Source organism: Nonomuraea roseoviolacea subsp. carminata, assembly GCF_024172185.1.
In the GTDB taxonomy this organism is placed as follows: Bacteria; Actinomycetota; Actinomycetes; order Streptosporangiales; family Streptosporangiaceae; genus Nonomuraea; species Nonomuraea roseoviolacea.
On the sequence record NZ_JAMZEC010000001.1, the window covers coordinates 7087581 to 7100220 of the forward strand.

General features: G+C 73.5%; 9 protein-coding genes. 6 read left to right on the forward strand and 3 right to left on the reverse strand.

The genetic code is table 11. From position 1 onward, the window contains the following. Nucleotides 1–32: 32 nt before the first annotated feature. Genes HD595_RS32685 through HD595_RS32695 form a run of 3 tightly spaced genes read left to right on the forward strand, consistent with a single transcriptional unit; the run spans nt 33 to nt 4489 of the window. Nucleotides 33–2261 carry a ribonucleoside-diphosphate reductase subunit alpha gene (locus tag HD595_RS32685; RefSeq protein ID WP_253775769.1) on the forward strand — a complete coding sequence of 743 codons (2229 nt, stop codon included), beginning with the start codon at nt 33–35 and terminating at the stop codon, nt 2259–2261. Between the two features lie 51 nt (nt 2262–2312). Continuing rightward, nucleotides 2313–3308: a ribonucleotide-diphosphate reductase subunit beta gene (locus tag HD595_RS32690; protein ID WP_253775772.1), complete on the forward strand. Its 996-nt coding sequence runs from the start codon at nt 2313–2315 to the stop codon at nt 3306–3308. Nucleotides 3309–3340: 32 nt separating this feature from the next. Further along, a complete protein-coding gene (locus HD595_RS32695) occupies nt 3341–4489 on the forward strand; it encodes a mechanosensitive ion channel family protein (protein ID WP_253775774.1) in 1149 nt (382 codons plus the stop codon). A gap of 12 nt (nt 4490–4501) precedes the next feature. Here HD595_RS32695 and HD595_RS32700 read toward each other — a convergent pair whose 3' ends face one another. Then, entirely contained in the window at nt 4502–5380 is an 879-nt protein-coding gene (locus HD595_RS32700; RefSeq protein ID WP_253781392.1) for a DMT family transporter, read from the reverse strand. An 87-nt stretch (nt 5381–5467) separates the two neighbouring features. On the opposite strand from HD595_RS32700, the gene HD595_RS46965 reads away from it, so the two are divergent. Next, complete coding sequence (locus HD595_RS46965; protein ID WP_253775775.1) at nt 5468–5998, forward strand: CGNR zinc finger domain-containing protein; 531 nt, start codon at nt 5468–5470, stop codon at nt 5996–5998. 281 nt (nt 5999–6279) lie between these two features. Then, nucleotides 6280–8844 carry a M4 family metallopeptidase gene (locus HD595_RS32710; RefSeq protein WP_253775777.1) on the forward strand — a complete coding sequence of 855 codons (2565 nt, stop codon included), beginning with the start codon at nt 6280–6282 and terminating at the stop codon, nt 8842–8844. Nucleotides 8845–8905: 61 nt separating this feature from the next. Here HD595_RS32710 and HD595_RS32715 read toward each other — a convergent pair whose 3' ends face one another. Further along, nucleotides 8906–9055 (reverse strand): hypothetical protein, encoded by a 150-nt coding sequence (locus HD595_RS32715; RefSeq protein ID WP_253775779.1) that lies wholly within the window; start codon nt 9053–9055, stop codon nt 8906–8908. 38 nt (nt 9056–9093) lie between these two features. Between HD595_RS32715 and HD595_RS32720 the strand changes: the two genes are divergently transcribed. Next, a complete protein-coding gene (locus tag HD595_RS32720) occupies nt 9094–9324 on the forward strand; it encodes a hypothetical protein (protein WP_253775781.1) in 231 nt (76 codons plus the stop codon). 186 nt (nt 9325–9510) lie between these two features. On the opposite strand, the gene HD595_RS32725 is transcribed toward HD595_RS32720, so the two are convergent. Beyond that, nucleotides 9511–12609 (reverse strand): ATP-binding protein, encoded by a 3099-nt coding sequence (locus tag HD595_RS32725; protein ID WP_253775783.1) that lies wholly within the window; start codon nt 12607–12609, stop codon nt 9511–9513. Between the last annotated feature and the right edge of the window lie 31 nt (nt 12610–12640).

Genomic DNA, 12640 nt, shown 5'->3' on the forward strand with positions numbered 1-12640 from the left:
CTCACCGGGGTGAGCTCGCGAGGAGAGAGCACGTGACGACCATCGTTGAGGGTGACCGCCGGCTGGCCATCGAGGAGGCCGCCGCCCGGGTGATCACCGACCCCGCCAACTCCCGGGTCGCCGCCCGGCTGCTGGCCGAGGAGATCGCCGCCGAGGCCGCGTCGTGCGGGGTGCGGTCGTTCTCCGAGTCCGTCGCCGCCACCCACGCGGCCGGTCTGGTGCAGGACGAGCTGGCGGCGTTCGTCGCCGCGCACGCCGCCGAGCTGGACGCGCTGGTGCCGGCCGACGCCGACGACCGCTTCGAGTACTTCGGCCTGCGCACCGTCTACGACCGCTACCTGCTGCGCCACCCGGAGACCCGCGCCGTGCTGGAGCGCCCGCAGCACTTCCTGCTGCGCGTCGCCTGCGGCCTGTCCGCGACCGTCGCCGAGGCGGCCGAGCTGTACGCCCTCATGAGCACCCTGTCGTACCTGCCGAGCTCGCCGACGCTGTTCAACTCCGGCGCGCGCCGCCCGCAGCTCTCGTCGTGCTTCCTGCTCGACTCGCCCCGCGACGAGCTGGAGGCCATCTACGACCGGTACGGCCAGGTCGCCCGCCTGTCGAAGTACGCCGGGGGCATCGGCATCGCGTGGACCCGGGTCCGCTCCCGGGGCTCGCTCATCCGCGGCACCAACGGGCACTCCAACGGCATCGTCCCGTGGCTGCGCACGCTCGACTCGTCCGTCGCCGCCGTCAACCAGGGCGGCCGCCGCAAGGGTGCCGCCTGCGTGTACCTGGAGACCTGGCACGCCGACATCGAGGAGTTCCTGGAGCTGCGCGACAACACCGGCGAGGACGCCCGCCGCACGCACAACCTGAACCTCGCCAACTGGGTGCCGGACGAGTTCATGCGGCGCGTCGAGGCCGACGAGATGTGGTCGCTGTTCGACCCGAAGGACGTGCCGGACCTGACCGACCTGTACGGCGAGGCGTTCGACCGCGCCTACCGCGCCTACGAGGAGCAGGGCCGCCAGGTGCGGCGCGTCCCGGCCCGCACCCTGTACGGGCGGATGATGCGCACGCTCGCCCAGACCGGCAACGGCTGGATGACCTTCAAGGACGCGGCCAACCGCACCTCCAACCAGACCGCCCGGCCGGAGAACGTCATCCACCTGTCCAACCTGTGCACCGAGATCCTGGAGGTCACCAGCGACGCCGAGACGGCGGTGTGCAACCTCGGCTCGATCAACCTGGCCGCGCACCTGCGCGACGGCGCCGACCTGGACTGGGAGCGGCTGCGCGCCACCGTGCGGACCGCCGTGCGCTTCCTCGACCGCACCATCGACCTCGGCTTCTACCCGACGCCCGAGGCGGAGGCGGCCAACCGGCGCTGGCGGCCGATCGGGCTCGGCGTGATGGGGCTGGCCGACGTGTTCTTCACGCTGCGCCTGCCGTTCGACTCGCCGCGGGCGCTGGAGCTGTCCACCCGCATCGCGGAGGAGATCGCGCTGGCCGCCTACGACACCTCCGCCGACCTGGCCGCCGAGCGCGGCCGGCACCCCTCGTACGCCGACACCCGCGCGGCCGGGGGAGTGCTGCACGCCGACCACTACGCCGGCGCCGCGGCCTCGCCGCGCTGGGACGCCCTCCGCGAGAAGATCGCCAGGACCGGCCTGCGCAACTCGCTGATGATCGCCATCGCCCCGACCGCGACGATCGCCTCGATCGCCGGCTGCTACGAGTGCATCGAGCCGCAGGTGTCGAACGTCTTCAAGCGCGAGACGCTGTCCGGCGAGTTCCTCCAGGTCAACCGCTACCTGGTGGCCGACCTGCAGGCGCGCGGCCTGTGGACGCAGGAGATGCGCGACGCCATCAAGCGGGCCGACGGCTCGATCCAGGACGTCCCCGGCATCCCGGACGACCTCCGGAGCCTCTACCGGACCGCCTGGGAGCTGCCGCAGAAGGCCCTGATCGACCTCGCGGCGGCCCGCCAGCCGTACATCGACCAGTCGCAGTCGCTCAACCTCTTCATGGCCAGCCCGACCATCGGCAAGCTCTCGTCGATGTACGCCTACGCCTGGAAGAAGGGCCTGAAGACCACGTACTACCTGCGCTCGCGGCCGGCCACCCGGATCGCCCAGACCACCGTGGCGGGCTCCGCGGCGTTCACCGCCGGCGCCCCCGCGCCCGTGCCCGCCCCCGCGCTGCCGGCCGCCGAGGAGGCCGCCGCGGCGATCGCCTGCTCGCTGGAGAACCCGGAGGTCTGCGAGGCCTGCCAGTAGGCCGCGCGACCGTCACCCCGAAGACCACCCCACGTACGGAGATTTCCAGACATGCTGCTTGACCCGGGAATGGACCTGACCCTGCGCCCCATGCGCTACCCCGACTTCTACGAGCGCTACCGGGCCGCCATCCGCAACACCTGGACGGTCGAGGAGGTGGACCTCCACAACGACCTCGCCGACCTGGCGAAGATGACGCCGCAGGAGCGCCACCTGATCAACCGGCTGGTCGCCTTCTTCGCCACCGGCGACTCGATCGTCGCCAACAACCTCGTGCTCAACCTCTACCAGCACGTCAACGCCCCCGAGGCGCGCCTGTACCTGAGCAGGCAGCTCTTCGAGGAGGCGGTGCACGTGCAGTTCTACCTGACGCTGCTCGACACGTACCTGCCCGACCCGGACGAGCGGGTCAAGGCGTTCGCGGCGATCGAGCACATCCCGTCGATCCGCGACAAGGCGGAGTTCTGCTTCCGGTGGATCGACTCGATCAACGGTCTGCGGCGGCTGGAGACGGCCGCCGAGCGGCGGCAGTTCCTGCTCAACCTGATCTGCTTCGCCGCCTGCATCGAGGGTCTGTTCTTCTACGGCGCCTTCGCCTACGTCTACTGGTTCCGCTCGCGGGGGCTGCTCGGCGGCCTGGCCACGGGTACGAACTGGGTGTTCCGCGACGAGTCCATGCACATGGAGTTCGCGTTCAGCGTCGTCGACACCGTGCGCGCCGAGGAGCCCGAGCTGTTCGACGACGAGCTGGCCAAGCAGGTCACCGCGATGCTGGAGGAGGCGGTGGCGGCCGAGCTGGCCTTCGCCCGCGACCTGTGCGGCGACGGCATGCCGGGGATGACCGCGGACCAGATGCGCGAGTACCTTGAATACGTCGCCGACCAGCGGCTGGCCCGCCTCGGGCTGCCCACGCGGTACGGCACCGCCAATCCCTTCGCCTTCATGGAGCTCCAGGACGTGCAGGAGCTGGCGAACTTCTTTGAACGCCGGGTTTCTGCGTATCAGGTGGCCGTTGAGGGCAATGTGAGTTTTGACGAGAGCTTTTAAGACGACCTTTAGTGACATTGGGGGCATGACACGTGCAGTCGCCGGCTGACTGGCCCATCCTGGCCGTCTCCGTCGTGGGGGCGATCCTCGTCGTGGAGATCGTCCGCAGGCTCCTGATCCGCGCCAGGCGCCGCTCGGCGCTGGCCGGGCACCTGGTGGAGCACTGCACGTGGCCCGCCTTCGCCGTGGCCGCGGTGGTGGCGGCCAACTTCGTGTTCGGGCCGGGCATGTTCGGCATGACCCCCCAGGAGCGCGACCTGTCCTCCGCCGTCGAGCGGGGGCTCGGCCTGGTCACGATCGCCTCCGTCACCTGGCTCATCGTCCAGGCCAGCTACGCGCTGACCGACGTGGTGCTCGAACGGCTGGTGCGGGTCGAGGGCGAGCGCAACCGGCGGGCCCGGCGGATCATGACGCAGATCGCGCTGGTCCGCCGGATCGCCGCCGCGAGCATCATCGTGGTCGCGCTCGGCGCGATGCTGTTCTCGTTCCCGCAGGTGCGGGCGCTGGGCGCCGGGCTGCTCGCCTCCGCGGGCATCGCCGGCGCCGTGGTCGGCATCGCCGCCCAGCCGACCATCGGCAACGCGCTGGCGGGCCTCCAGCTCGCCTTCAGCGACGCGCTGCGCCTCGACGACGTGGTCGTGGTCGACAACGAGTGGGGTCGCATCGAGGAGCTGACGCTCACGTACGTGGTGGTCCGGCTGTGGGACGAGCGGCGGCTCGTGCTGCCGGTCTCGTACTTCACGCAGAACCCGTTCGAGAACTGGACCCGGCACGGCAGCCGGGTCGTGGCCGTGGTGTTCCTGCGGGTGGACTGGTCGGTCCCGGTGGAGAAGCTGCGGGAGGAGCTGTACACCTTCATCCAGTCCAACCCGCTGTGGGACCAGAAGGACTGGACCCTCCAGGTCACCGACGTCCTGCCGAACGGCCTGATCGAGCTGCGCGCCCTGATGAGCGCCGCCGACTCGCCGTCCGCCTGGGACCTCAAGTGCGACGTCCGCGAGCACCTCGTCCGCTACGTCCGGGAGAACTTCCCCGAGGCGCTGCCGCGCTTCCGCGTCGAGGCGCCGGAGACCCGCGCCGGCGTGCCGTGGACCGCGCAGCTCGGCGCCGAGCTCGACCCCGGCCAGGAGGTCTCCCGGTCCGGGTATCCCGACCCCAAGCCCCCCACCCAGCAGCTCTGACGTCACCGCCGCTCAGCGGCGGGCCGCCAGGAACACGCCGGCGCCGCCCACGACCAGACCGGCCACCGCGAGCGGGTGCAGCGCCTGCCCGGCGAGGAGCCAGGCCATGACGGCCGTCACGGCGGGCGTGAGGAAGAACATCGTGCTCACCCGGCTCGCCGGCGCGTCCCGCAGCATGGTGTTGAGCAGCAGGAACGCGCCGATCGAGTTGACCAGCACGAGCCAGGCCACCGCGCCGCCGAACGCGCCCCAGTCGGCGACCCGCGGCGTCTCCAGCAGCAGCGCGGCCAGCCCCATCACGGGCGCCCCGGCCAGGAACTGCACCGCCGTGCCCGTGCGCACGTCCATGTCCGAGGCGAAGCGCTTCTGGTACACGGTGCCGACGCTCAGCCCGGCCAGCCCGATCGCGCACAGCGCCACCGCGGAGGGCGAGAAGCTCACCCGGTCGGCCACCGCGAGGGCCACCCCGGCGGCGCCCAGCCCGAACCCGGCCCACCGCACGCGGCTCATCCGCTCGCCCAGCGCCCGGCCGGCGAGCAGCGCGACGACCATGGGGCTCAGCCCCTGCACCAGCGCGATCACCGCGGCGGGCATCCCGCGGCCGAGCGCCGAGTAGAACGCCCCGAACTGCACCGCCTGCACCAGCAGCCCGGCCACCACCACGTGCGCGAGCCGCCGCCCGCGCGGCCACGGGGCGCGGACCGCCAGCGCGTACCCGCCCAGCAGCAGCCCGGCCAGCGCGAAGCGGGCGAAGGTCAGCAGCAGCGGCGGCGCGGCGCCCACGCCGATCAGGCCCGCCACGAAGGCGCTGCTCCACGCCACCACGAACAGGGCCGGCACGCCGACCGGTGTCCTGGTCCGGGCCGGTGTCTCCATCGTCGGGACGGCCATCGCCACGCCTCCTCCATAACCATCCAAGCCGGTTATTCCACTGTGGTGCCCGCGTCCGTAACCTGTCAAGGCGGTTAACATGGGGGTGTGGCACGCTTCACCTTCGTCAGCGGCGACCTCGCCCTCGACCTGGCCGGCACCGTCCAGCACCGCCGGTCCGACCGGCTCGACCTGCTGCGCGAGCCGGCCGACCTGGGCCGCTGGGCCGTGGCGGCGGGCGTCCTCGACCGGCCGTGCGCGGTCACCCCGGCCGGCCTGGCCGCCGCCAAGGAGCTGCGCGAGGCCGTCTACCGGCTGGCCACCGGAGCGGGCGCGCCGGGCGACCGGGAGCTGGTCAACCGGGCCGCCGCCGAGCCGCCCGCCGGCGTCCGGCTCGGCCCCGGGGGCGGGGTGGAGCGCGCCGGCGACCTGACGGCCGTCCTGTCGACGGTCGCCCGGCAGGCCGTGGAGCTGCTCGGCGGGCCGGGCGCCGCGCGGATCAAGGAGTGCGGCGCCGAGGCGTGCACCCGGCTGTACGTGGACACCTCGCGCGGCGGCGGCCGGCGCTGGTGCGACATGCGCGAGTGCGGCAACCGCGCGAAGGCGGCCCACTTCCGCGCCCGCCACGCCACGTCCTGACCCCCGGCGGACGCACCCGGCACCTCTGACGGACGCCTCCGGCGTCCGCGGTGTTCCCACTTATCCCGGGCCAGAGTCGGAATTATCAGTATGCCTACCGATATGCATACGGATTCCCAGCTTTGTGACAAGCGCCTACCGTCTGGCTCGCAGTGATCCTTCGCACGTGCGACACACCCCCCGTTCCCCGACCGGTCCGTGCTCACAGGTGACCCCTGCGACGCGGGCCCGCGCCCGCCCACCCGGGCGGCCGGCCGGGGACAGCCGAAAGGAGCACAAGCGTGAAACGCAAGGGCCTGGCTGCCGCGACCGTGGGACTCACCGCGGCCGCGGCCATGGTGCTGTCCGCCTTACCCGCTCTCCCCGCCTTCGCGGCCCCGCCCGGGGCCACCCCCGCCCAGAAGGGCTCCGGCGGGCAGGCGCGCGTCGCCGCCGACCCCGAGTCCCGCGCCGCCGCCGTCGCCGACCAGGCGATCTCCAGCGGCATGGACAACCTCGCCAAGGGGGCCGACGAGGCGTACCGCCGCCTGAAGGTCGTCAAGGGCGCGGGCGACATGTTCTTCGTCTCCTACGAGCGCACCTACAAGGGCCTGCCGATGGTCGGCGGCGACGCCGTGGTCGTCACCGACTCCGCCGGCCACGTCCGCGACACCGTCGCCGAGTCCGGGCCCGCCCCGGCCGACCTGGCCACCAAGCCCGACATCAGCGCCGCGCGCGCCCTGCGGGTGGCCAAGACCAAGCTCTCCCGTGTGGACGACACCGCCGACCCGCGCCTCGTGGTGCTCACCTGGGGCGGCAAGCCGCGGCTCACCTGGGAGGCGGTCGTCGGCGGCCTGGCCGACGGCAAGCCGAGCATCCAGCACGTCTTCGTCGACGCCCGCACCGGCGAGATCGCCGACTCCTACGACCAGGTGCGCGAGGGCACCGGCAACGGCTACTACTACGGCCAGGTCACCATCAACACGAGCGGCTCCGGCAGCTCGTACTCCATGACCGACACCACCCGGCCGGGCATCAAGTGCGGCGGCCAGAACGGCTCCGCCTACACCGGCACCGACGACAACTGGGGCAACGGCTCGGGCACCGACCTGGAGACCGCCTGCGTCGACGCGCTGTACTCCGTCCAGCGCGAGTGGGACATGCTGCGCGACTGGCTCGGCCGCAACGGCATCAACGGCAGCGGCAGCGGCTTCCCCGCCCGCGTCGGCCTCAGCGACGTCAACGCGTACTGGAACGGCAGCTACACCAACTTCGGCCACAACCAGGCCAACACCCGCCAGGCCACGCCCATCGACGTCGTGGCGCACGAGTTCGGCCACGCCATCTTCCAGACCACGCCCGGCGGCGCCGGCTCCGGCAACGAGAACGGCGGCATCAACGAGGGCACCGGCGACATCTTCGGCGCCCTGACCGAGCACTACGCCAACAACCCCAATGACCCGCCGGACTACCTGGTCGGCGAGGAGGTGGACCTCGTCGGCGACGGCCCGATCCGCAACATGTACAACCCGTCGGCGCTCGGCGACCCCAACTGCTGGTCCACCTCGATCCCCAACACCGAGGTGCACTCCGCGGCCGGCCCCATCAACCACTGGTTCTACCTGCTGGCCGAGGGCAGCAACCCCGGCGGCGGCAAGCCGTCCAGCCCCATCTGCTCCGGCGGACCCTCCTCGGTGACCGGCCTCGGCATCGAGAAGGCCGGCAAGATCTACATGGGCGCCCTGAACCGCAAGACGTCGTCCTGGCGCTACACCAACGTGCGCGCCGCGGCCGTCGCGGCGGCGATCGAGCTCTACGGCGCCAACAGCGTCGAGTGCAACACCACCAAGGCGGCCTTCAGCGCGATCGCCGTGGCCGCCGCGTCCGGCGAGCCCGCCTGCGGCACTCCGGGCAACGACTTCTCGCTGTCGGTCAACCCGGCCTCGGGCAGCGCGCAGCCGGGCCAGCAGGTGACCACCACGGTCAGCACGCAGACCACCTCGGGCAGCGCGCAGACCGTCAACCTGAGCGCCACCGGCCTGCCGAGCGGCGTCACCGCGAGCTTCAACCCGTCGTCGGTGACCTCCGGCAACTCCTCGACGCTCACCCTGTCCGTCTCCTCCTCGGCGGCCCAGGGCAGCTACCGGATCACCGTGAACGGCGCCGGCACCACCACGCACAGCGCCGTCTACACCCTCCAGGTCGGCAGCACGCAGACCCGTGACTTCTCGATCTCGGCCAACCCGGCCTCGGGCACGGTGCAGGCGGGCTCGTCGGCCACCACCACCATCGCCACCCAGACCACCGCCGGCAACGCCCAGGCGGTCAACCTGTCGGCCAGCGGCCTGCCCACCGGCGCCACGGCCACCTTCAACCCGGCCTCGGTCACCTCCGGCGGCTCGTCCACCCTGACGATCGCCACCGCCCCGACCACCCCCGCCGGCTCCTACAACGTCACGGTGACGGGCACCGGCGAGACCGCCACCCACACCGCCACCTACGCGCTGACCGTCCAGGGCACCTCGGGCGGCCGGACGTTCACCAACGACACCAACTACACGATCTCCGACTACTCCACCGTGCAGAGCCCGATCACCTCCACCGCGACGGGCACCGCCGCCTCCCCGGTCAAGCTGTCGGTCACCATCAGCCACACCTGCGCCGAGGACCTCGACATCTGGCTGCGCGGCCCGAACGGCCAGTGGTACGCGGTCGACCGGTACGGCGGCACCAGCTGCACCTCCTACGGCACCCGGACGTACTCGGTGCCGGTCAGCCAGCAGGCCGCGGGCACCTGGACCCTCGAGGTCAGCGACGTCTACCTCGGTGACACCGGGTTCCTGGACTCCTGGAGCATCACCGTCTGACCCCCGGTAGGGAGGAGCTCAGCGAGCCGCTCGGTCAAGGCCGAGCGGCTCTCGCTGTTCTTCAGACGCGTGCCGGCGATGCCGGACTCGCCGGGCTCAGAGCGGCCAGGACGGTGCGCACCTCGGCCTCGGAGGCACCTACGACGCGGATCAGGGTGTCGTCGCGGCGGGCGTACAGACTCGTCATGCCATGGTCTTCCGCCAGCAGCACGTCGCCTCCCGGTGCGGTGAGCCGCGGGAACGATGGAGATGGAGGACATCGAGTCGCCGTTCCGGTACTCGAGTTCGAGCCTGACGTCATCAGGGCGTCCACCGGGGGGCCAGTCGGCCACGGCGGCCCGGCCCTGGAGCGCCGCGACGACGAACGCGCAGATCGCGGCGGCCGCCGCCGCCCGTGACGACCACGAGGGGTTACGAGAAGCGGCCCACGCCGCGGCCGCGTACGAGATCGTCGCGGCGAGAACGAAGGGGAGCGCGTAGCACGCCTCGGGAAGATCGGAAAGCGAGGGGTTGGGCATGAGTGCATTCAGGGCCTGGGCGGGGAACGCGAACGTGACCGACCCCGCCACAGCGGCCGCTCCCCAACGGGGAAGTCCGGTCCGGAGGACCAAGGCCGCAGCCAGCGGCAAGGGCACGACCCACATCGCCAGCATGTGGTAGATGCGGTCAGGGGGGCGGGTCCACCTCGGTGCGGGTGCGCACGCCGAGCTTCTGCAGCACCCGCGCCACGTGCGTGTCCACCGTACGGCGCGACAGGAACAGCACCTCGGCGATCTCCCGGTTCGTGCGGCCCTGCGCCACCAGCCGGGCCACCTCGCGCTCCCGGGGCGACAGCACGCCGCCGGCCGCCCTGCGGCCCCGGCGCGGCGGCCCGCCCACGCCGATCGTGCGCAGTTTGTGGCGGCAGCGGGCCGCGTCGTGGGTGCCGCCGAGCGTGGCGTACCGCTCGGCGGCGTCCGCGACGAGCCGCGCGGCCCCCTCCCTGTCGCCCAGCTCCAGCCGGGTGTCCGCCTCGTCCTCCGCCGCCCGGGCCGCGCCGTACGGCCTGGACATCGCCTCGTACGCGGCCCGCGCCCGGACATGGCACTCCAGCGCCTCCGCCGGCACGCCCCGGCCCCGCGCCAGCGCCCCGCGCGCCACCTCCAGCGCCGCCATCGCCGACGGCGCGTCGCGGCCCTCGATGCCCGCGGCGAACTCCGCCACCAGCTCCGCCGCCTCATGACGGCGCCCCGCCCTCAGCAGCGCGGTGACGGCCGCCGGGACGAGCTGGTCGCCCCACACCCACACGCCCTTGCGGCGCAGCCGCGCCACCGCGCCGCGCGCCTCGGCCAGCGCCGCGTCCACCTCGCCGCGGATCAGCGACAGCTCGATCAGGCCGCCCGAGGCGCACGCCGCCACCGGCAGGAAGGCCGAGTCGGCCCCCCGCGGCCCCGCCGCCTCCAGGCGCCGCCCGGCCTCCTCCCACTCGCCCCAGGCCAGCGCCAGCATGCCGAGCACGAGCTGGGCGTCCACGCCGAGCAGCGGCGCCTCCGGCATCCGCTCGACCGCCGCGACCGCCCGCTCCCGCAGCCGGTCCCAGCGCCCGGTCAGCCAGTCGAGCCGGATCGACGACATCTCCACCAGGTAGACCGGGTACAGGGCGCCGCTCTCCTCGGCGATCCGCCGGCCGAGGCGCGCGTACCGCTCGGCCGCCGCGTAGTGGCCGAGCGGGATGGCCGCGTCGCACAGGTTGGAGTAGGCGCGGGCCACCTGCCGCCGCACCCCCGCCGACGGGTGGTCCGCGGGCAGGGACTCGGCCAGCTCGAACGCCTCCGGCGAGCCGACCAGCATGGCGAAGGCGACCTTGTTGGCGTGGACCGTGGCCGCCAGCTCCGGGTCGTCCTCCGCGACCACCAGGCTCTCCGCCTGCTCCATCCACTTCTGGTGGGTGGCGATCGGCTCGGGACCCCAGGCCGGGATGGCCAGCAGCGCGAGCCCCCTGGCCGCCATCCCGGGCCGTCCGGTGAGGTCGGGGAGCGCGGCCAGCACCTCGCGGCGTCCCGCCTCGATCGCGCCGGCCTGGTTCGACAGCAGCACGCCCAGGTTGAGCCGGGCCTCGCCGCGCGCCTCCGGCGCCAGGAAGTCGTCCGACAGCAGGCGGCGCAGCAGCCGCACGACCCGCCGGTGCGACAGGCCGACCGCGGCCAGCCTGCTGAGCCGCAGGGCCAGCGGGCCGCGGGCCTCGTGCGGCAGCTTGGGGTCGGCCAGCATGCCCTCCAGCAGTTCGACGGCGAGCGGCACGTCACCGAGCGCCGCGGCCTGGTCGGCGGCGGCCTCGCCGTGCCGCCGCCAGGCGTCGAAGTCGCCCGCGCGCCTGGCGTGGTAGGCGAGCCGGACCAGCGGCCGCTGGTCGAGCGTGGCCAGCGCCGCCACGGCCCGCCGGTGCAGCAGCCGCCGGTCGGGGCCGGGGATGGCGTCGTAGACGGCCTGCTGGGCGAGTGTGTGCCGGAAGCCGTACTGGCCGTCGGGGTGCTCCAGCAGCACGCCCGCCCTGAGGGCCTCGCGCAGCCCCGTCCCGTCCGGGCCGCCGTCCCATGGTGCGCGGTCGTTGTCCCATGGCGCGCGGTGGCCGTCCCATGGTGCGCGGTCGCTGTGCCACGGTGTGCGGTCGCCGGCGCGCGGAGGCCCGGACACGGTGACGCCCGCCCCCTCGTCGCCGCCCGCCCTCTCGTCCCCGCGCGGCCTCTCGTGTCCGGGGGGCCTCTCGCCGCCGGACGGCCGGGCTCCGGTGGCGGCCGGCCCCGGTTCGCCGCCCGGCGGATGCACCACGGCGGCGATCAGCGACTCGTCGGCGGGAAGCTGGAGCACGGCGGCGGCGTGCACGGCGCGCAGCGCGGCGGGGGAGAGGCCGGCGAGCTGCTCGGCCATCGCCTCGCGCAGCAGCAGCGGCACCGCGATGCGGTCCAGGCCGGTGGGGTCCGCCTCGCCGTCCTCGTCGGCCCCGGGGAACCGGCCGGCCTCGTCGAGCAGCGAGCGGACGACCTCTTCCACCACGAACGGGACGCCGCCCGTGTGCTCGCGCAGCCGGGCCGCGAACGACACGGACAGCTCCGCGCGGCCGAGCAGGGTGCCCGCCATCCGCCGCACCTCCTCCACGTCCAGGGGCGCCAGCGCCACCACCGAGCTGTTGACGCCCTGCGGATGCCGGTAGGCGTGGCCGAACGGCAGTCCCGGCACCGGCAGGTCCTCCCGCCGGAACGTGACCACCAGGGCCAGGGCCGCCGGAGGCTGGTCGGTGAGGAAGCGCAGCAGGTCGCGCGTGCCGTCGTCGGCCCAGTGCAGGTCCTCCACCACGAGCAGGACCGGCCCCGCCGCGCTCAGCAGCGCGTGGACGGCCCGGAACAACCGGTGGCGCTCCGCGCTCGGGTCGTCAACGGGCGGCGGAGCCGGCGCCGGCGGCAGGTGCTCGGCCAGCTCCGGCAGGTAGCCGCGCAGCGTCCCGGTCACCGGGTTCAGCGCCGAGCGGTCGGGCAGCGCCGCGGCCACGTGGCGCAGCGCGTCGAAGACCGGCCCGTACGGGAACGGCTCCCTGAGCTGGTGACAGTGGCCGACCAGCACGGTGCGCTCGTCCGGGAGGAGCTCGACGGCGGCGCGCACCAGCCGGGTCTTGCCGATCCCCGCCTCACCCTGCACCAGCACCACGGCGGGCGGGTCGGTGATCGCGTGGAGGAGCGCCCTGAGCTGCGTGTCGCGTCCGACCAGCGCTGGGGAGGCGAGGCTCGTCATCGGGTGCTCCGAAACAGTGCGGGTGTGCTGC